At 42.1% G+C, this 21,247-nt stretch carries 19 protein-coding genes; 8 read left to right on the top strand and 11 right to left on the bottom strand.

Features of this window, described 5'->3' with window-relative positions:
* The first annotated feature begins 420 nt into the window (after positions 1–420).
* Both AC1RRY_RS15165 and cysS read left to right on the top strand, forming a co-directional pair.
* A complete protein-coding gene (locus AC1RRY_RS15165; protein WP_492819315.1) occupies positions 421–1,476 on the top strand; it encodes a CobW family GTP-binding protein in 1,056 nt (351 codons plus the stop codon).
* A 131-nt stretch (positions 1,477–1,607) separates the two neighbouring features.
* Positions 1,608–3,185, top strand: coding sequence for a cysteine--tRNA ligase (gene cysS, locus AC1RRY_RS15160; RefSeq protein ID WP_492819317.1), 1,578 nt, complete (start codon positions 1,608–1,610; stop codon positions 3,183–3,185).
* Positions 3,186–3,414: 229 nt separating this feature from the next.
* Here the strand turns inward: cysS and pruA are convergent, their stop codons facing one another.
* The 4 genes from pruA to AC1RRY_RS15140 form a co-directional block, all read right to left on the bottom strand.
* On the bottom strand, positions 3,415–5,046 hold the full coding sequence (gene pruA / locus AC1RRY_RS15155; RefSeq protein WP_492819319.1) for an L-glutamate gamma-semialdehyde dehydrogenase: 1,632 nt from the start codon (positions 5,044–5,046) through the stop codon (positions 3,415–3,417).
* 191 nt (positions 5,047–5,237) lie between these two features.
* A complete protein-coding gene (locus AC1RRY_RS15150) occupies positions 5,238–6,539 on the bottom strand; it encodes a TolC family protein (RefSeq protein WP_492819321.1) in 1,302 nt (433 codons plus the stop codon).
* Positions 6,540–6,576: 37 nt separating this feature from the next.
* Positions 6,577–8,181 carry a DHA2 family efflux MFS transporter permease subunit gene (locus tag AC1RRY_RS15145; protein WP_492819323.1) on the bottom strand — a complete coding sequence of 535 codons (1,605 nt, stop codon included), beginning with the start codon at positions 8,179–8,181 and terminating at the stop codon, positions 6,577–6,579.
* A 34-nt stretch (positions 8,182–8,215) separates the two neighbouring features.
* Positions 8,216–9,259, bottom strand: coding sequence for an HlyD family secretion protein (locus AC1RRY_RS15140; RefSeq protein ID WP_492819325.1), 1,044 nt, complete (start codon positions 9,257–9,259; stop codon positions 8,216–8,218).
* A 212-nt stretch (positions 9,260–9,471) separates the two neighbouring features.
* Here AC1RRY_RS15140 and AC1RRY_RS15135 point away from each other — a divergent pair, with 212 nt between their 5' ends.
* The 3 genes from AC1RRY_RS15135 to AC1RRY_RS15125 all read left to right on the top strand — a co-directional run bounded on the left by AC1RRY_RS15135 (position 9,472) and on the right by AC1RRY_RS15125 (position 11,818).
* Positions 9,472–10,032, top strand: coding sequence for a MarR family winged helix-turn-helix transcriptional regulator (locus tag AC1RRY_RS15135; RefSeq protein WP_492819327.1), 561 nt, complete (start codon positions 9,472–9,474; stop codon positions 10,030–10,032).
* A 100-nt stretch (positions 10,033–10,132) separates the two neighbouring features.
* On the top strand, positions 10,133–10,975 hold the full coding sequence (locus AC1RRY_RS15130) for an alpha/beta hydrolase (RefSeq protein WP_492819329.1): 843 nt from the start codon (positions 10,133–10,135) through the stop codon (positions 10,973–10,975).
* Positions 10,976–11,020: 45 nt separating this feature from the next.
* The gene (locus AC1RRY_RS15125) at positions 11,021–11,818 is read left to right on the top strand and encodes an alpha/beta hydrolase (RefSeq protein WP_492819331.1); all 798 of its coding nucleotides are present in this window, start codon (positions 11,021–11,023) and stop codon (positions 11,816–11,818) included.
* 3 nt (positions 11,819–11,821) lie between these two features.
* On the opposite strand, the gene mraY is transcribed toward AC1RRY_RS15125, so the two are convergent.
* Complete coding sequence (gene mraY, locus AC1RRY_RS15120; protein ID WP_492819333.1) at positions 11,822–13,042, bottom strand: phospho-N-acetylmuramoyl-pentapeptide-transferase; 1,221 nt, start codon at positions 13,040–13,042, stop codon at positions 11,822–11,824.
* Between the two features lie 529 nt (positions 13,043–13,571).
* Here mraY and AC1RRY_RS15115 point away from each other — a divergent pair.
* From AC1RRY_RS15115 to nadD, 3 genes are all read left to right on the top strand, one after another.
* Positions 13,572–14,282, top strand: a complete 711-nt coding sequence (locus tag AC1RRY_RS15115) for a GntR family transcriptional regulator (protein WP_492819335.1) — start codon at positions 13,572–13,574, stop codon at positions 14,280–14,282.
* Between the two features lie 93 nt (positions 14,283–14,375).
* A complete protein-coding gene (locus AC1RRY_RS15110; protein WP_492819337.1) occupies positions 14,376–15,521 on the top strand; it encodes a Gfo/Idh/MocA family protein in 1,146 nt (381 codons plus the stop codon).
* 104 nt (positions 15,522–15,625) lie between these two features.
* Positions 15,626–16,198: a nicotinate (nicotinamide) nucleotide adenylyltransferase gene (gene nadD / locus AC1RRY_RS15105; protein WP_492819339.1), complete on the top strand. Its 573-nt coding sequence runs from the start codon at positions 15,626–15,628 to the stop codon at positions 16,196–16,198.
* Here nadD and AC1RRY_RS15100 read toward each other — a convergent pair whose 3' ends face one another.
* The 6 genes from AC1RRY_RS15100 to AC1RRY_RS15075 all read right to left on the bottom strand — a co-directional run bounded on the left by AC1RRY_RS15100 (position 16,199) and on the right by AC1RRY_RS15075 (position 20,988).
* Positions 16,199–17,101 (bottom strand): SDR family oxidoreductase, encoded by a 903-nt coding sequence (locus AC1RRY_RS15100; protein WP_492819341.1) that lies wholly within the window; start codon positions 17,099–17,101, stop codon positions 16,199–16,201.
* A 64-nt stretch (positions 17,102–17,165) separates the two neighbouring features.
* The gene (locus AC1RRY_RS15095; RefSeq protein WP_492819343.1) at positions 17,166–17,867 is read right to left on the bottom strand and encodes a peptidylprolyl isomerase; all 702 of its coding nucleotides are present in this window, start codon (positions 17,865–17,867) and stop codon (positions 17,166–17,168) included.
* 161 nt (positions 17,868–18,028) lie between these two features.
* Positions 18,029–18,730: a peptidylprolyl isomerase gene (locus tag AC1RRY_RS15090; protein ID WP_492819345.1), complete on the bottom strand. Its 702-nt coding sequence runs from the start codon at positions 18,728–18,730 to the stop codon at positions 18,029–18,031.
* 29 nt (positions 18,731–18,759) lie between these two features.
* Positions 18,760–19,146 carry a VOC family protein gene (locus AC1RRY_RS15085; RefSeq protein ID WP_492819347.1) on the bottom strand — a complete coding sequence of 129 codons (387 nt, stop codon included), beginning with the start codon at positions 19,144–19,146 and terminating at the stop codon, positions 18,760–18,762.
* 11 nt (positions 19,147–19,157) lie between these two features.
* Complete coding sequence (gene idi / locus AC1RRY_RS15080) at positions 19,158–19,703, bottom strand: isopentenyl-diphosphate Delta-isomerase (RefSeq protein WP_492819349.1); 546 nt, start codon at positions 19,701–19,703, stop codon at positions 19,158–19,160.
* A 61-nt stretch (positions 19,704–19,764) separates the two neighbouring features.
* Entirely contained in the window at positions 19,765–20,988 is a 1,224-nt protein-coding gene (locus AC1RRY_RS15075; RefSeq protein WP_492819351.1) for a redoxin family protein, read from the bottom strand.
* Between the last annotated feature and the right edge of the window lie 259 nt (positions 20,989–21,247).

Genomic DNA, 21,247 nt, shown 5'->3' with positions numbered 1-21,247 from the left:
CTCTCTCATTCAACCGGGGTGCAAAATTCTGAATTACTTTTTACATTCCCAAATTATTTTTACTCTTTTTTTTAACCTCCCCACAAACTCTTGATTTACACCTTTTTACTATGCTCCTGCTATGTAACGCTCAGTTCCTCTCTCATTTTTGGGACTGCAAAGGTATGACTTTTTTTACCCCTTGTCAAGCTCCCCCGCAAAGTTTTTAACCACCTAACCCTTACTTACCTCATATCTAACCACTTACATCCCCAATTATTTTTTACGTTTATATAAATTCTTCGTTTCGTTATAGTTTTTGCTTTGGAATACTACCTGCATGCCAGACATGGCTCTGTTTTGTCCAATTCTTAATGGCTGATAGCAATCGCCTGTCTGGTATTTGGTGCTTCCTTAAACTTAATAAACCGATTCGTTGTTATGATGCATACACTTCTGTTATATAATATATATACTAAGAACACTCTTTCGATTAAGCGTTTCATGAAAATCCCTGTGAATCTGATTACCGGTTTTTTAGGAGTAGGTAAAACTACTGCTATCAAACACCTACTGGCCAGCAAACCCGAACATGAACGCTGGGCAATTATTATCAATGAATTCGGCGCTGTGTCTATAGACCACACAGCGATTGAAGAAAAAGACGGTCTCACGATTCGTGAAGTGGCCGGGGGATGTATCTGTTGCACGGCCAATGTACCTATGCAGTTTACACTCACTACGATTTTGCGTCAGCAAAAGCCCGACCGCATTCTGATCGAGCCTACTGGTATGGGGCATCCGGAAAACATTCTTGATTTGCTGCGTAACAAATTCATGAAAGATATACTGGAAGTAAAAGCTACTATCTGTCTGGTTGACCCACGCCGTTGGGAAAAAACAGATTTCAACGCGCATGAAACTTTTCAGGATCAGATTAATCTGGCAGATGTGCTCGTAGCTAACAAAACTGATCTGGCCGGAGACGCTTTAACACAACAGTTTATAGAATGGGCAAAGACCTTGTACCCACCCAAATTATTAATCGAGCCTGTCATCAATGGTGAAATTGATTTCCGGTGGTTGAATATTGACCCCTTTCCTGAGCGAAAGGCTCAGTTTTCACCGCATGCACATGAACACGCACATACGCATGAAGAAGAACTACCTGTGCCTACTGTTGGGAATCCGGTAAAAAAAGAGAGTCATGGACTGGGTTTACATGGCTGTGGTTGGATTTTCTCACCCGATGAGCTTTTCAATCTGCCCAAGCTTCGTCAGTTCTTCGGCACATTGCAGGGAATAGAACGTGCCAAGGGGGTTTTCAGAACCGGTAAAGACTGGGTGCTGATTAATGCTGCCGACGGAGAATTTACCGTACAGTATATTGCCTACCGACGCGACAGCCGTATCGAATTGATTGCTGCTAAAAAACCAGATTGGACACTGCTTGAACAAAAACTGCTTGCTTGTCTGCTCGAAGTACCTGTTTCATAAAGGCTTATACTATATACATATTATATATAATAAGAAAATACCCTTAAATTTGCGTCCGGTATAACAGATGAGCCAGACCAATGCGAACGTTATACGATACAATAGAACAATCAGATTATTGAAGAACCTATATGCAGAACCTGAAAATTTACAATACGCTTTCCCGCCAAAAAGAAGAGTTTAAGCCTATCAACGCCCCCTATGTGGGTATGTATGTGTGTGGCCCTACGGTATACAATTATGTGCACCTGGGCAATGTGCGTACGTTTCTCACTTTCGATGTGCTTTTCAGGTATCTGACCGAGATTGGCTATAAGGTTCGCTATGTAAGAAATATTACCGATGTTGGCCATCTTGTGGGTGACGGCGATGAAGGAGAAGATAAAATTGGCAAAATGGCCAAATTGGAAAAACTGGAACCGATGGAGATTGTTCAGCGGTATACCAACGATTTTCACAAAGTGCTCAACGACTTCAATTTTCTGCCGCCAAGCATTGAACCAACTGCCACCGGGCATCTGGTTGAACAGATTGAAGCCGTAAAAACTTTGATTGATAAAGGACTGGCCTATGAGTCGAACGGTTCGGTTTATTTTGATATCAGTAAATACAATGCTGAAGGAAACGAATACGGGAAACTCTCGGGCAGGATTCTGGAAGATTTGCTGAACGAAACACGCGAGTTGGACGGACAGGCCGAAAAGCGGAATCCGCTTGATTTTGCTATCTGGAAAAACGCAAGCCCCGAACATATTATGCAGTGGAAATCGCCATGGGGAATGGGATTCCCGGGCTGGCACCTGGAATGTACCTGTATGAGTACCAAGTATCTGGGCAAACAGTTTGATATTCATGGCGGAGGTATGGACTTGAAATTTCCGCATCATGAGTGCGAGATTGCTCAAGGGGTTGGTATTTCGGGCACTGAGCCTGTCCGCTACTGGATGCACTCGAATATGCTGACGGTAAATGGACAAAAGATGTCGAAATCATTAGGCAACTCTTTTTTACCTGCCGAACTTTTCGCCGGAACTCACCCACTGCTCGATCAGGCATACACCCCGATGACCGTTCGTTTCTTTATGTTGCAATCTCAATACCGCAGCACTTTGGATTTTTCGAACGATGCGCTGCGTGCAGCTCAGAAAGGATATAGACGCTTGATTAATGGTTTACGGATTGTGAAGACGCTGACGATTGGCATTAATGATGTTCCTGCAGAAAAGATTCCAAAAGAATTAATAAACGATGCACAATCAACAAAAGCTGAAAGTCAGACAGTTGCAGCTCCGGTAACGGAGATAGCCATAGACCAAAAGAAAAAAGAAGACATAGAGAAAAGCGTTCAGGCTTTTTATGATGCCATGAATGATGACCTCAACACAGCAGTAGCTATAGCCCAACTGTTCAATCTGTTGAAGTATGTAAACATGATTTACATGAATCAGCTGAACCCGAGAACATTGGGTGAAGATACTTTTGACTTACTGAAAGACCGATTTGTGGTTTTTCTGGAAGGCGTCTTAGGCTTGAAAGAAGAAGCTACAAGCCAGGGTGAAGGAATTCTGAACGGCATGTTGTCTTTATATAAGGAATACAAATCGAGCCAGAGATATGACAAGGTGGATGAGATTCGCGCTTATTTCAAAGCCAATGGCATGACCATTAAAGACATGAAGCACCGCATTGACTGGGCTTGGGAAGAGTAAGTTTGAATAGTGCGGACTTGAGTCCGCAACTCAAATAAAATATCGTTGTTTAATTAGACAGTGAATTCATTCACTGATATTCGAGGTAATAAAAAAGGTAGCATTTTGAAGTGTTACCTTTTTTATTTCTATCTTGTTCGAGACACCGACTAAAGTCGGCGGCTATTTAAACAATGGAACTTATTGCTTGATACGTACCGACTGAAGTCGGCACAATAAATCTGAGTGCTTACTCTTCTCCCAAAAACGGATACTTATAATCGGTCGGTGATACAAAGGTTTCTTTAATGGTGCGCGGCTGCACCCAACGGAACAGATTCAGAATAGAACCGGCCTTGTCGTTGGTTCCTGATGCCCTGCCTCCACCGAAAGGTTGTTGGCCTACTACGGCCCCGGTTGGTTTATCATTCACATAGAAGTTTCCGGCAGCATCAACCAGTTTTTTAGTGGCCAGATCAATGGCGTAACGGTCTCTGGCAAAGATAGCTCCTGTTAATGCATACGGTGAAGTAGAATTGACCACTTCCAGGGTCTTCTCATAATCAGCGGCATCATACACATAGATAGTCAGTACCGGGCCGAAGATTTCTTCGCACATGGTTACATAAAGGGGATCTGTTGTCAATAAAACTGTAGGTTCAATAAAGTATCCTTTCGACTTATCATGATTTCCACCTGCCAAAATGATTACCTTGTCGCTCTTTTTTGCATTATCTATATAGGTAGCAATTTTATCAAATGCTCTTTCGTCGATAACGGCATTTACAAAATTCGTGAAATCTTCCGTACCCCCTATTTTTATATCTTTCAAATCGGCCACTATATATCCTTTTACTTCTTCCCAGATATTGGATGGGATATAAGCACGAGAAGCTGCCGAACATTTTTGTCCCTGATACTCAAAGGCGCCACGCACTAAACCCGTTGCCAAAGCCTTGGCATCAGCCGACTCATGCGCCATCACAAAGTCTTTACCACCGGTTTCACCCACAATGCGCGGATACGATTTATATAAATGGATACTCTCACCGATGGTTTTCCAGATGGCCTGGAATACCTTAGTGCTACCCGTAAAGTGAATACCTGCAAAATCAGGATTTTTGAAAATCACTTCACCGGCAACAGGGCCGTCTACATAAATCAGGTTAATGACCCCATCAGGCAGACCTGCCTCACGGAACACCTCCATAATTACCTGTGCCGAGTAAATCTGCGTATAGGCTGGTTTCCAGATAGTTACGTTACCCATCATGGCCACACAAGAAGGCAGGTTTCCGGCAATGGCTGTGAAATTAAACGGAGTCAGGGCAAACACAAAGCCTTCTAATGGGCGGTACTCCAATCTGTTCCACATTCCTTTAGAAGAATCAGGCTGTTGAGTATATACCTGCTCCATAAATGCTACATTGAAACGCAGGAAATCTATCAGCTCACAGGCCGAGTCTATTTCTGCCTGATAGGCATTTTTCGACTGCCCCAACATGGTGGCAGCATTGATTTTTGCCCGGTAAGGCCCTGCCAGTAAATCGGCAGCTTTCAGAAAAATGCTGGCTCGTTGTTCCCATGAGAGTGCAGACCAGGCCGGACGAGCCGCCAAAGCCGCATCAATGGCTTTTTTTACGTGAGATGCGTCGCCTTCGCTGGCATAGCCTAATACATGCTGGTGGTCGTGCGGAGGAGACAGCTTGATTTTATTATCAGTATATATCTGCTCACTGCCTATATACATGGGCACCTCAATCTGTTTAGATCGGGCTTCGGCAATGGCTTTTTTTAACGCAATTTTTTCAGGAGAACCTTTTCCATAACCCAGAACCGTTTCGTTTACCGGAGCAGGTACTTTAAAGACAGTATTATTCATGATTGATGAAGGGGGGGATTTTTTGCCAAAATTAGAGGAAAAACAGATAAGTCGGAATAAATTTCCTACTATTCTGTTGTACTCATTCGTATAACACTTTTCTTAGGTTTTCGGTTTAGACAGATACCAAAAAACAAAACCCACCTGAACACAACGATTCAAGTGGGTTTGTAAATAAACGCGTTTCACCTCTACAATTTCACTCCTGATAATCTACTGATTTCCAGCTTTGCCAGTAAAATTTGATAATCATATTGCAACAGGCTGAATTTAGCCTCTTCAACAGCAGTTTCCGATGTTTGTATTTCTAATGGTGTGCTTACCCCATTTACCAAACGGGTTTTGGCCAGTTTTAAACCGTATTGAGCCTGATATACATTCCGCTCTGCCAATGCCCGTTTTTGAGTAGCTACTTTTATATCGTTAAAGGCATTTTCAATGTCGCGGTTTATCTGAGTTCTCTGAGCCTCTGTACTTTGTTTGGCTGCATCAAGGTTTATTCTCGCTATCTGTGTGTTATAGGCACCTCTTTTTCCGGTGTAAATCGGGATACTCAATTTCACCCCTAACAAAGTATTGAATCGCCAGGCATCAATATTGGGCTGGTAGCCGTTTTTAATACCTACAGCTCCATTAGCAGCCAGTTGTGGCAAATTACTCAATGAAGATATCTTAACTTCTTGTGCCAATGCGTTTTCACGGGCAAATGCTGTTTTTAAGTCCAGATTATTGGCAACTGCCTCGCTGAATGCCCCCTGCGCATCGGCAAACGGATAGCTATACTGTAACTCGGCATTGGCCGGAATCTGTTTCCTGGCATCTGAGCCAATCAAAGCGCTCAGGAAAATATACTGCTTCTCCAACTGCCCCTGCAAATCAACCACACGGATTTCGGCATTCTTATAGCGCACTTGCACCTGTACTAAATCGTAGTCCAGTGCATCGCCACTCTTCAAACGATCGCTGATGATTTTGCCGTTTTCATCTACCAGCTTTACCTGATCCTGTTGCACGGCTATGGCCTTCTGCATATATATAATATTGTAATACAGCTGTGCTACCTGATAGGCTAACGTCTGCTTCAGGCTCTCTATCCCCTCGCGCTGTTGTTGCATATCCATTAAGGTTTTTTGTACTCCTGCCTTGAAACGCCCCCAGTCGTAAATTACATAAGATGCATTTACGTTAGTATTATAGTTGTTATGAGGCTGAAACTGCAGTTTGCCCTCAAAGCCCGGAATCGGGATAAAAGCTTCTGCTATAGGGTCGAGCCTTGTATAGCCTACCTCACCGCTAATCTGTGGTTTCAAACCGCTTTGCTGTACTTTTATACGGTAGTCGCCTACGTTGAGTAACTGCACTTGTTCTTTTAACCGAGGCGAATAATCTATGGCTTGCTTTATTAATGAGGCCAGTGTCTCATTCGGATTTTGCGCTCGTACTGCCTGACTGAGTAATAGCACAAACGCTATGGTTATTTTAGAAAATTTCATTGTTGAAAACATTAATATTTTTGGATGATATCTGTCATTAATGAGACTCTGCGGCAGCTTTGGCTGCTTCTGCCGCTTCGGCGGCGCTTTTCTTTTTGGTGCGGAGCAATACTACTAAAGGCAACACACATATAAAGAATATAGATATGATACGGAAGGTATCCAGATACGCCAGATAGTACGCTTGCCTGTCGAGCAATAATTCCAACTGTCTATATGCCTGTGTAGTAGCATGAACTACATCGCCCGACCGTGCCAGAAACGACGCCTTGATGGCATTGAATCTTTCCATAAAGAGGGGATTATTGGGTACGTAGTTCGATACGAGATCAGACCGGTGCTGGGCATATTGCAACGCCACGTAGTTGTTGGCCAAAGCTATACCAAAAGCTCCACCCAATTGGCGAATCATATTGGTGAGCGAAATACCTGCGCCTAACTCATTGGGTTTCAAACCCGCTACAGAGGCATTGATAAGAGGCAATTGCAGAAGCACCGTACCCAAACCACGCATCAGCTGCATGGGGTAAAAGTCCCAGCGACCCATATCAGTAGTTGCCGTACCACTATAAAAACCGAAGAAGGCAAAAATGATTATACCCGCTGTTACAAACGGAATAGGTGATGCCCCTGCAGACATACGCCGCCCCAGAATCGGGAACAACGGTAGGATGGTCAGCGTAGGGAACAAGAGCGAAAGCCCCGTTTCATAAGGCGTAAAACCGTTGATTCGTTGCACCAATACCGGATAAACGAATACAGAAGTAAATAAGCCGAACCCCGACACCATTACGAAAATGCTTGAGAAAGCAAAGTTGCGGTTTCCGAAAACCTTCAGATTTACTACCGGATGATCCGTGTTCAATTCGCGACTTATAAATCCAATCACCCCTATTAAAGCAACCAGGCTTATAATCACAATTTCTCTTGATTGAAACCAGTCTTTAGATTCCCCTTTTTCCAGCACATATTGCAAGGCACCTATGCCAATCATCAGGAGCAATATACCGGGGTAATCAATCTTTATCTGGTGCTTTTTCTTACCCTCATCGGCCTTTTTAGGTATGTAAAGAATGGTCAGAATGGTAGCCACAATACAGATAGGCACATTGATATAAAAGATATCTCCCCATGTGTAATTATCTACTATATATCCACCCAGAGTCGGCCCTAACGTAGGTCCCAATACGATACCCATTCCGAAGAGCCCGGAGGCCGTTCCGCGCTCCTTGCCCGGGAAGGCATCAAACAAAATAGCCTGAGAAGTTGATAACAACGCTCCGCCGCCTATACCCTGTACAAACCTCCACAACACCAGTTCCCAAAGGCTGCCCGAATTACCACACAGGTAGGAAGATATACCAAAGATGATCATCGATACCAGGTAATAATTCTTCCGCCCGAAATACTCTCCCAAAAAGCCTGTCATCGGTATAATGATTACGTTGGCTATGGCATAAGAGGTAATAACCCAGGCAATATCTTCAATAGTAGCTCCCAGTGAGCCTGCTATCTGGTTCAGTGCCACGTTTACAATCGTTGTGTCGAGCAGCTCCATTACGGCAGCCGTCACGGTGGTCAGAACGATAATAAATCTGGAAGCACCTACAGCTTTATTTTCTATTTCTACTGTATTTTCCATGCAAAATTTTTATGTCGGTGTATAATAGCCGGGCTTATTTTATCTTCACTTCCACTTCAAGGCTCATACCGGCACGTAGTTTGTCGCGGTATTTTTCCAAGTGGTCAATTGCTATTTTCACCGGTATTTTCTGGGTCACTTTCACAAAGTTCCCACTGGCATTGTCGGGGGGCAATAAAGCGTATTTAGCGCCTGTGGCATCAGAGAAATCAGCTATTTTACCTTTCAACTCTAAGTCAGGGAAGGCATCCAGTTTAATAGTAGCTTCCTGCCCTATAGCCAGGCGGCTTATCTGCGTTTCTTTAAAGTTGGCCACTATCCAGTATAATGAATCCTGCACAATAGTTGCCAATGTCTGGCCCGGTTGTATATACTGCCCCGGTTCAACACTTTTTCTACCGATTTTACCACTTTCGGTAGCGTAAATTTTAGAGTAGGTCAATTTTAGTTTTTGCTGGTCTATTTTTGCTTTCTGTACAGCCAGGGCTGCTTCTGCTTTGTGCAGATTGCTGTTTAAAATATCAAGACGGGACTTAGTAGCGGCGATGTCCTGCTTTTGGCCTTCATACTGGGCATTCAGCACGTCGAGATTTGACTGGCTATCTTCAGATTGGCGTCTGGTAATGGCGTTATCCGCCAGCAATTTTGCATCTCTTTCCGAGTCTTTCTGTGCTTTATCCCGGCGCAAAACTGCGGTCTTCAGATTAATTTCTGCAGCACCGATGGTCATCTTTGTGTTTTTAATGTTTGCTTTGGCATTTTCAACATCTGTTAACAGTTGTTGATAAACCGCTTCCATTTCGGTCAGTGCCAGTTGCTGCTCCTGGTCATCAATATCTACCAGTAACTGCCCTTTCTTTACCTGTTCAAAATCTTTCATGCTTACGCTGTTCACGTAGCCGCCTACACGTGGCACAACAGGTATGGTGTAGGTTTCTATCTGGGCATTATCTGTAGTTTCGTAACCCTGATTAAACTGATAGCGTTGGTAGCCATAGATACCCGCACCTACTAGGATTATCAGTAAAATGATACGGGGAATGTAATTCTTAATGCTTTTTTTTTGCTGAGTTGCCATTTCTATTCCGGATTGTTTTTGTGCTTGCGTTTGTTTTGTATAATTAGTCAACCTAATTGACGATGCAAATGTAAACCAAGTTTACTAAATTAGTCAAGCATATTGACTAATTTATTTTTTCTGCCTACTTTTGTATAAGATTAGAAAATCAGACAGGATTTATTACTTTTACTAATGCATTGAATATCAACGCATTGAATCTAACAACAACAATGGACGAGGAAATATTAAGAGAAATAGCCGTTTTTAAAGCAAAAAAAGAACGGATGTTAGGGCGACTTTTAAGCAAAACTTATAGATATATAAGCGATGTGGCAGGAGAATATGTGCAGACACTAGGTTATACCAATTTTAGAATAGGGCATATTATAGCACTAGTTCATATAGATCTTGAGGGAACCAATATCAATAATCTTTCGCAACGAGCTTGTGTAACCAAGCAGGCTATGAGTAAACTGATAAAAGAACTGCAAAATGAAGGATATGTGAATGTGGAAAAAGACCAGACCGACGCCCGTGCATTGATAGTGAGACCTTCTGAAAAAGGATTACAGGCTCTGCTCGACTGGAAAAAATGCATGGAGTATATCAACCAAAGATTTACGGATATAGTCGGCGCCGAAAAACTGGAAAACCTCAAAGACATTTTGTTTGAACTCGTAAGCCATTATGAAGGCACACAATACGGGCTGACTAACGACCTTAAACATGCCATCACAAACGGCAACTTACTGAAAATGAAATCTCTCGCAATGAGCGAATCCAGCTCCTAAGTTGCGGTGTCATAAATATCGTCAGCTTTGTGTTTTCAATAATTCATAAAAACTGCGTATGTTAGTATTCTGATAGAAGATGCTCTGATCCGTTGTATTTATGACCGTTACGCAAATAATTATTGGGGTTATTATTCTTTATGTGCTTATCTGCATTATTGCTTATAAAGTACAGGAATACTTCATATTTAAGCCCGAAAAGCTCTCACAGGATTTTGAGTTCAGATATGACAGCCATTTTGAAGAACTGTTTTTTGATATGCCAGACGGTGCCCGCATCAACGGTCTGTTGTTCTATGACGTTGGCGAAACCACCCGCGGGCTGGTTATTTACTTTCATGGCAATACCCGAAGCATTAAGGGCTGGGCAAAATATGCCAAGGATTTTATCTCTCATGATTACGACGTACTCATGATTGACTACCGGGGCTTTGGCAAAAGTACAGGCAAACGCATTGAAGACCGCATGTACGAAGACTCACAAGCAGTCTATAACCGGATGCTGACCAAAGGCTACAACGAAAAACAGATTGTGATTTATGGCCGCTCACTGGGTTCAGGGTTTGCCTGCAAACTGACCTCTCGGAATCATCCGAAAATGCTCATTCTTGATGCCCCCTACTACAGTTTCTCTCATCTTACCAACCGGTTTCTACCCTTTTTGCCTGTTTCTATGCTGCTCAAGTTTTCCATCCGCACTGACGAATACATCAAATATGTAAAATGCCCTGTCTATATCATACATGGCACAAAAGATTTCCTTATCCCGTTTCGTTCCAGTGTAAAACTGTCTAAGTTAGCTCCGCAGCATACCCGGCTGGTACCTATTTATGGTGGCGGGCATAATAATCTGCCTTCTTTCCCCGAATATCACCGACACCTGGAGGACATTTTATTAGACAGATTTGATTTAATTTTTGACAAACAGTTTCGAATAGAATAGCTTTGCAGTCTCAAAGTTTAATTCTGCAAATAACAAGATAGATAAGTGGTAAAGAGAATCTTAACAATTGCCCTCATAGTTTACGTTGCCGTTTTCGGATTAGCCGTATTGTTTCAACGTTTTATTATTCTGCATCCTGACAAACTGGATAAGAAGTATGTATACGAGTTTTTAGATGCGCAGGAATTCTACTTTGCTCCCGAGCCTAAAATCAGCCTTAACGCGCTGATGTTTACTACTAAAGACACTGTCAAAAAAGGTGTTGTTCTCTACCTGCATGGCAACTCGCATAACATAAAAGTATGGGGAAAATACGCCAAACAATTTACATCAAGAGGTTATGACGTGATTATGTATGATTACCGCGGGTTTGGTAAAAGCAATGGCCGTCTGGATGAAAAAAATCTGTTAAGCGATGCACAGAATTCAATAAAAGATATTCAACGCCGCTATCCGTCCAGAGGTATTGTGGTTTACGGACGCTCATTAGGTACAGGTGTTGCTACTAAGCTGGCTATGGATAATGAAGTAAAAATGCTGATACTGGAAACACCTTACACCTGCCTGCCCGATATTGCCTGGAGCCGTCTGCCGATTTTCCCCTATAGCAAAGTCTGCGAGTTTATATTGCCAACCAAAGAATGGATAACGAAGGTAAAAGCCCCTATTTATATGTTCCATGGCACTGACGACCAGATTATACCGTACAGCCATAGCCTTGAGCTGGCACAGATATTAAAGAAAAAACCCGAAGACATACTCACCACATTACCGGGAGGACGCCATCGGGGTTTAGATAAATTCAAAGAATATCAGGCCAAAATGGATAAGATTCTGAAATAATGCTTAACGGAGTTTCAACGTAACCAGACAGGCAACGGCTAACACAATGCCTACAATCAGAAAACGGGTAACAATCTTTGATTCATGATACCCTTTTTTCTGAAAATGGTGATGCAATGGTGACATCAGGAAAAGGCGGTTTTTCTGGGCATATTCGAGCCCATTCTTTCGCTTCTGATATTTAAAATAACTCACCTGCAGAATCACCGAAATATTTTCTACCAGAAAGATTCCACACATAACGGGTATCAGTAATTCCTTACGCAAAGCCAACGCTAATACTGCAATGACACTACCGAGCATTAAACTGCCGGTATCACCCATAAACACCTGCGCCGGATACGCATTGTACCACATAAAGCCTATACACGCTCCTACAAAGGCCGAGCAAAAGATTACAATCTCACCCGAGTTAGGAATCATCATAATATTAAGGTATTGAGAAAACACCTTATTGCCTGACAAATAGGCAAAAATAGCCAGCGTTAACCCTATTACGGCCGAGGTACCCGCAGCCAAACCATCGATACCATCAGTAATATTGGCACCGTTTGATACAGCCGTAATGATAAATATAACGATTAATACATACGGTATCCATGCCAGGCTTTCAGGCAGAAAGCTGCCTAGCATCTGATAATCCACCTCATTGTTTTTAGTAAACGGCACCGTGGTTGTTAAAGAATTTACGTCTACATATTTCTGTACTTCTCCTACTGCCGTGCTTATTTTGGCTTTTTCGTAAACTCTTATTTTTACGTTATCATTGAAATATAGCGTGAGGCCCACTATTAAGCCCAGGCCTATTTGTCCTACTATTTTAAAACGGCCTTTCAGACCTTCTTTGTCTTTCTTAAAAACCTTGATGTAATCATCGGCAAAACCAATGCCGCAGGTCCAGATGGTAGCAATAATCAATAAAACAATGTACACGTTGTCAAGGCGGGCAAATAATAATACCGGAATCATTAACGAGGCAAGAATGATAAACCCACCCATGGTTGGCGTACCTTTTTTCTGCATTTGTCCTTCCAGCCCCAGATCACGGATAGTTTCGCCGATCTGAAGTTTGCGGAGATAATTAATAAGCCTGATACCAAAAATTGCCGCTATCAGAAGCGATAAAACGATTGACCCCATTGCACGGAATGTGATGTATTGAAACACCCCCGCACCAGGAAAATTGAAGGTCTTGTCAAGGTAAGCAAATAAGTAGTAAAGCATAGGACGATGGTTTTTAGGAAAGTGTAGCAAAGATATGTTTTTTTGAAGTTTTGCGAAATAAAACCTTCTTTTTTTGAGCAATTCTGTAGCGTTTTAACAAATCTCAGAGAAGGCATTTTCAATGCCTGTGTAAACAAAGTTCCAAACCCTGCCGGCTATGCTATTCTTATATTTTCTAATACTTTTTTGACCAATGCATAATGCTATGCCATTTAAGGCAAAAAAAACCGCATAAATATTTGATTATGCCGCGGTTTTTGACTTTTTTTGTATGGTTTGATAGCATTCGACATCATAATTTATTTGATATAATATTAAATCTTCCTTCGGGAAGTAATAAAGATTTTGAGTTCCCCGCCAGTCGGGGTATTCATCATAGGTTAAAGTATTTTCGTCTTGGAAAGGCATTCGGGAATCCTGAGTGCCTTTTTTGATAAATAAGAGCGCGCGAAAAATAAAAGTATTAGCTAAAAACCCGTTATTTTTGCGTTCTTTGCAGCCTATACTCTTTAGCTAAGGGGTAACACATATGAAGACACCGCTTTATCGGCAAATCCAGGCTCATTTAAAAGAGAAAATTACTTCGGGGCAATATACAGAGGGAAGTTTGCTGCCATCTGAAAATGAATTATGCGTTGAATTTAATGCCACCCGAATGACCGTTCGCCAGGCATTAAACGAATTGGTGAAAGAAGGGTACATTACCCGCCAGCATGGAAAAGGAAGCATAGTGGCATCGAATCGTAAACCGCTGGGCTTATTGTCTTTGAAAGGTTGGACGGACGTAGTAAGTGCCAGTGATCGACTTGGAACTACCATCATTCTGGAAGGCCCTGTATTGCACACAATTACCGAGCCTATTTTTAAACATTTACTTCATCAGGAATTTCATACAGAATTTGTATTTTTGAAGCGTCTGCGGTTTATGGAAGATATTCCGATGATGCTTGAACAAACGTACATCCCCAACGACAATCTGACAGGAATGACAGACGAACCATTGATTGATGGCTCCCTGTTCCGTACACTTTTTATGCGTTACCAGATAGATGTAAACAGCATGCAGCAGGAAGTACGGGCCATTGCAGCCACCAAAGAAATTGCCAGCTTGCTTAAAACCAAAACGAAATCACCGGTTTTGCAGATTTTAAGACGCTATGGTACTTCAAAAGAAGGGTTTTATCTATACAGCCTGATTTACTGTAATACAGAAAAATACGCTATCAGTAGTTTTAATTAAGATACCGTGCAACGGTTGCCCCCAACCCTGAGGGGGGCTTTATTCTTTAACCAAAATTAATTCCTCTTCAGGGGTCAGAGGTTTTATTCAACTATGAAAAAAATTAAAGTTGCCGTTGTCGGAACGGGTTTTATCGGGCCGGCTCACATTGAAGCCCTGCGTCGTTTACCCAATGTAGAAGTAGCTGCCCTTTGCGAAGCCAATATTGATCTGGCTACAGAAAAAGCTGCCGCTTTAGGAATCGAAAGAGCTTATATTTTTGATGATTTACTAAAGCAGGAAGACATTGAATGTATCCACGTTTGTACGCCCAACTTCCTGCATTATTCACAGTCGAAAGCGGCCTTATTAGCCGGTAAGCATGTAGTTTGCGAAAAACCTCTGGCTACCAAAATTGAAGAAGCTGAAGAACTGGTAAAAATAGCAGCAGAAACAGGTCTGGTAAATGCCGTTCACTTTAACCTGAGATATTATCCGTTGGTTCGTCAGATGAAAACCATGCGCGAAAAAGGCGACCTGGGTGAAATCTATTCAATTCTTGGGTCTTATCTGCAAGATTGGCTTTTCTACCAGACTGATTACAACTGGCGTCTGGAGCCGGATAAATCTGGTGATTCAAGAGCCATTGCTGACATCGGCTCACACTTACTTGATGTAACCGAATATATTACAGGTTTGAAAATCACTGAAGTAATGGCTGATTTCTCGACGGTTCACAAAACCCGCTTGAAACCATTGAAAGCCATTGAGACCTACTCAGGTAAAATGTTGCAGGCTTCTGATTATCAGGAAGTACCTATCAACACGGAAGATCATGCCAACGTATTGTTGAGATTTGATAACGGCAACAAAGGAAGCGTAACTGTAAGCCAGGTTTCGGCAGGTCGTAAAAACCGTTTGAATATAGAAATTTCGGGTTCGAAAGCCAATTTCGAATGGTGTTCTGAAAAGCCTAACGAAATGTGGATTGGTAAACGTGATGGCGCCAATCAGGTATTGCTGAAAGACCCGTCTTTGTTTTATCGTGAAGCGCAAAGCCTGATCAGCTTCCCGGGTGGGCACAACGAAGGTTTCCCTGATACTTCAAAACAATTGTTTAAAGAAGTATATGCTGCCGTGGCAGAAGGTAAACAACCGGAGAACCCGACGTATCCGACATTTGCCGACGGTTTACGCGAATTGCTTATTTGTGAAAGAATCATTGAAAGCCACCGCAAACAAGCGTGGGTGACAGTATAATACAGGCTATTTCAGCCATGGGGGCGGTCATTCTGTTTAAGGGATGACCGCCTTTTTTTTATTTCTTCTATATTTGTGATTGATTTGAACCTAAAGGAAGATGTATGAAGATCGGTTTGTTTTTTGGCTCGTTTAATCCTATCCACGTAGGGCATCTGATTATTGCCAACACTATGGCTTATACTACCGATCTGGAGCAGGTGTGGTTTGTTATTTCTCCGCAAAATCCTTTCAAAAAAAACAAAGGCCTTTTACATGAATTCGACAGGCTCACTATGGTGGAAAAAGCCATTTCAGATAACTACCGGTTAAAAGTCAGCGACATTGAGTTTACAATGCCCAAGCCCAGTTATACGATTGATACGCTCGCCAAATTGTCGGAGCGATACCCTACGCATGAGTTTAAATTGATAATGGGCGAAGATAATCTGGTGCAGTTTGAGAATTGGAAAAACTATGATAAGATTCTGGAATATTATGAGCTATACGTGTATCCACGGCCTAATACACCCTTGCATCAGTTCAAAAATCACCCGAAAGTAAAATTCATTGAAGCACCTTTGCTCGATATCTCGGCCACATTTATACGCAACAGCATAAAGGCTGGCAAGCCCATCCGCTATATGGTCAGCGATGTAGTGGAAGAGTACATACGTTGGAAGAAATTCTACCTTTAATCAGGCCCCTATCTGTTGTGCCAGTATACCTATACCTTCAGTAAAACTAACCGGCTCATAACCCAATACTTCGCGTGACTTCGTCAAATCAAAACCTGTTCTCGGTGGGCGTTTGGCAGGTTGAGTAAAGGTGGTGGAGTCTGCTTTTGAGATTAACGATTTATCCAGGTTAAAATAATCGGCAGTCATAATAGCCATTTCATATGGGGTCAGAAAATCACTACCCGAAATATTAAAGATGCCTTCTGCTTCTTTCTCCGATATAAGTGCACAGCCTTTTGCTAAGTCTTCGGCCAATGTGGGGGTTCTCCACTGGTCGGTTACCACCTTTATGTTTTTACCTTCTTCAAGCGATTTCTTCACCCATAGAATAATATTGGTCCGGCTCATGTCATGCGCTATACCATATACCAGCACCGTGCGAGCAATTGCCCAGCGGATATTACTGTTTATCACTATTTTTTCGGCAGCATATTTACTCCACCCATAAAAGCTAATCGGATTTGCTTCGGCGTCTTCTTTATACGGGCCGTTTTTACCATCAAAAATGAAATCAGTAGAAACATGCAGCAAAAAACAATTATTTCTTTCAGAGGCCTCAACCAGATACTCAACTGCATTTACATTTTGTTTCCAGCAATCGTCTTTGGCGGTTTCGCATAGGTCTACATTGGTCATAGCGGCGGTATTGATAATTACAGCCGGTTGTATCCGGTCTATTACTTCCTGCACCTGAACCTTATCTGTAATATCCATTGCCGCATAGGTATAGCCGTCTTTAAAAGGCAATCGGTTTTCACCTCTTGCTGTAGCAAACACTTCATGATCTGTAGTATCTGCAAGCAATTCTACCAGTTTCTGTCCCAATAAACCATTTGAACCGGTAATTAAAATTTTCTTCATATGATGTGTATTTCTTCTGCTCTTATAAATAATGGCTATTTTCTCAACGGATTATCAATCCGTCTTACTGATATTGATAACCATACCGTTTCGTTATCTTTTTCTTCTTCATCTTCTTCACTGTCATAGCCATTTTTGCATCCTTCAATGGCCGGTCGGCTTCGTCACGAGGTTGTCTGGCTATAGTGTCTATCACATCCAGATTGTCAATCACCTCGCCAAAGACCGTATAATTGTTGTCGAGTCGTGGGGTACCCCCTATTCCTATATAATCAACTCTTTGCTGGTTTGTGTAATCCATTTTATTCCGGCCGGCAACTATCGTTAATTCTTCATCTGTCATTTTTTTGCCTTGTACAATATAAAACTGACAAGCGCTTGATTTCTTTTCCGGATTATTATCGCGGGCGGCAGCCAGGGCACCCTTTCTATGCACATGATTCGGTTTAAACTCAAAAGGTATCCTCTCCATATCTCCACCACCATTACCCAGTCTGTCGCCGGGTTTGGCCTTTTTTGAATTGGGATCTCCTCCCTGAATCATAAATCCGTCAATGACTCTGTGAAACAAGAGGCTGTCGAAAAATTTCTTCTTAATCAGTCCGATAAAATTTTGCTTATGCAGAGGGGTATCATCAAACAAAACCAGATGCATGGTTCCGTAAGTTGTTTTCAGCGTAACCAGATAATCTTTCCTTGATTTTTTTTGAGCAAAAGCCAACGAAGAAACAAGCAGAAAGCTAACAATAAACAGACCCTTTTTCATGCTTTTATGGATAATATTAGAAGCACAAAAATACAATAATTATCCGAAGCGCTAAATATTTTTTGGCGGCTCCCGTAGATTAACTTTATTCCCTTCCGGGGCGAATATCCAGCCAAATTTACTGTGTTCCAAGTCTTCAACCCGATATTTAACCATAGTGATTACTGATATTGATAACCATACAGTTTCGTTATCTTTTTCTTTTTCATCTTTTTTACCGTCATGGCCATTTTTATGTCTTTCAGTGGCCGGTCTTCTTTATCAACGGGTTGTTTGGCAATCGTGTCTACCACAGCCAGGTTATCGATTACTTCACCAAAAGCTGTATAATCGTTATCTAACTGAGGGGTACCTCCTATACCTATGTAGTCTGCCCGTTGCTGGTTAGTATAGTTCATCTTATTCCGGACTGCTACTTTAGTCAGTTGTTCGTCTGTATATTTTTTACCCTGCACAATATAAAACTGATAAGCACTTGATTTTTTCTCCGGATTGTCATCACGGGCAGCAGCTAGTGCGCCTCTTCTATGCACATGATTAGGCTTGAACTCAAAAGGAATTGTCGGCCTGTCTTCAGCACCGCCACCCAGCATTTCGCCCGGTTTGGCATTTTTTGAACTGGGGTCTCCTCCCTGAATCATAAAGGTATCAATGACCCTGTGAAACAGAAGGCTGTCGAAAGCTTTTTTATTAACCAACTCTAAGAAATTTTTTTTGTGCAGAGGAGTGTCATCAAACAAAACCAGATGCATGGTTCCGTAAGTAGTTTTCAGTGCAACAAGGTAGTCTTTCTTTGATTTTTTTTGAGCAAACGCCAGCGAAGAAACAAGCAGAAGGCTAGCGACAAACAAGGTCTTTTTCATGCTTTTATGGATGCTTGGTTAAAAATAAACTATACATTTTTTGGCGGCTCCCATAGTTCAATTTTATTCCCTTCCGGGTCTAGTATCCAGCCAAATTTACCGAACTCAGAGTCTTCAGGCCCGCCAACAATGGTTACCCCTTCTTCTTTCAGCAGAGCAAATAGTTCGTCCAGATTTTCGACCTGATAATTAACCATAAAGTCTTTCTTACTTGGTTCAAAATAGGTGGTATCCTTTTTAAAAGGACTCCAGGCAGTAGAGGTCAGGTCGTCGGGATTATCCTTTCTGCGCCACTCAAAAACAGCTCCCCATGACTCCGACTCAATCCCCAGATGTTCCTTATACCAGCCTCTTAGTGCTGTATTGTCTTCCGATTTAAAGAAGACTCCTCCAATACCTATTACCCGTTTTTCCATAGTGATAGTGATTATGACAAAATATGATTGATTGATACAAATTCGCGGAACGCCTCACTTTTCAGAATCTTCTTAAACCAGACTGTATACTGTTGTGGGTTGTACTGCACTTCTTCTGTTATTGTAGCCACCGAAACCCATTTACAATCAATCACCTCAGCCGGATTTACCTCAAAAGCTTCATTATATATGCCTGTGAAAACATGGTCTATCTCGTTTTCTGTTAAGCCATTTTCAAAAGCGGTTATATAATGAAACCGATAAACAAACTCTAAGTCGGTTGTAAAGCCCATTTCTTCGCCCAGCCGTCGCTCGGCTGCGGATTTTATTTCCTCGCCCACATTCGGGTGCCCGCAGCAGGTGTTCGTCCACAAGCCTCCTGAATGATACTTATCAAAAGCCCGCCGATGGATAAGCAGTTCGTTGCTGTCGTTAAATATTAATACCGAAAATGCTCTGTGTAACAAGCCTTGCTCGTGCACCCACAGTTTCTGACCGCTTCCGATCGCCTCGTCAGACTCCTTCACCAGTATTATTTCCGTTGTGTCAGTACTCATGTTTTAATGGTTATATACCCAAAACGTGCTGCAGTTTCAAAATGTTTATCAACTGTAATTTTCAGGACTTTTCTGCCAACAGTTTGTCAATCAGCCGGTTAAAGTCACTCACAAATGCATCGTAATACTGCCCCGTGCCGGGGCCTGAAAAGCCGGTATGTATTTCTCTTACCTGCCCTTTTTTGTCAATGACAATGGTAGTCGGGAACCCTATCACCTTATTCAACATCGGCAACGTTTCAGATGCCTCGGCCTTATTGTTGGTTCCGGCCAATAATACTTCATAATCAATGCCGAAGCGCTCTTTCATGCGCTTGATCTTCGGAAAGGCAAACGAAGTATCCGTACTTTTTTCGTATGCCAAACCTATGATTTCAACACCTCTGTCTTTGTTCTTTTTGTACCACGGAGCCAGGAAACGGCTTTCGTCCATGCAGTTAGGGCACCATGACCCCATAATCTGTATCACTATTACTTTGCCTTTGTAAGCTTCATCGCTTATTGATACCTTTTTATTATCAGTATTTACAAATGAAAAGTCAATGGTTTTATACCCTTCTTTCAGATAGGTAAGTTTGGTTACATCGGGCAATGCCGCACTATCGTCTTTGGTGGCAGTCCATGATTCAAAACCACTGATACCCGACCAGAAACCGCCCGTTAACTTATCGCCCTCAATTTTTGCTTTAAATAAAAAAGCATGGGTGCCATCAAAACACGACAACATCAGACTGTCTCCTACTATGTCTCCTGCCAGATAACGATAGTCGCCGGTAGTTGTCAGGAAACTGCCCTGCACCTGAGCACCTTTGGTGTGAAACACCCCTACCGATTGCGTAGAATCCTGTTTATCGGCCGAAAGGAATAATACGCCGTATTTATCTGCCAGCGTAGCTTTCGGCACTTCGCTGGTTTCGGCAAAGCGATGGGTTTTACCGTATTCAGCAGAAAAATTACCTCTCAGAAAAGTGAAATCTGACCGCATCTTTTTCCAGTAACCTGTCATTTTATCGCCTGCTACTTTAGCAACTATTTCAGAATCAAAAATCTCCATCGGTATATGCAACGAATCGTCTTTGATAAACGATTGATCCATTTTCAGTTTTTCATCACCATTAATTACCGACACGGTGTAACCGTCGCCCTCTTTCTGAATCTCCAGGCTGAAAGGTAAATCGCCACCCACAGTCGGGATAACAGCACGCCAGACCCCGGTTTTGACTTCAGTAGAATTTTTACAGGATACCAAGATAACAACCAGTGCACAAAGGATGAGTTTTTTCATATTTTCTTCTGATATTACAACAAAGATAAAGATTCGAATTGATTAGTCAAGACCGCATTTGTATTGCATCTGATGCGCCTCAACATGAAATACTCGGGTTGTTTTTCTGATTAACCTGGGGTAAACTTATAAGCCGAAAAAAACAAAGTAGTTGTCCATTAATCCTCTGCCGGACACTCAGAAGCCCCTATTAAAAGATTCTTCCTAATGATTTGAATTGTTTACCGGTAATTTTCGTTACTAAATACTGACAGTTTTT

It is taken from the genome of Emticicia sp. GW821-FHT11C11 (genome assembly GCF_058808615.1).
Note: the sequence above shows the minus strand (reverse complement) of the source record. Positions and strands in the feature narration are given on the sequence as shown.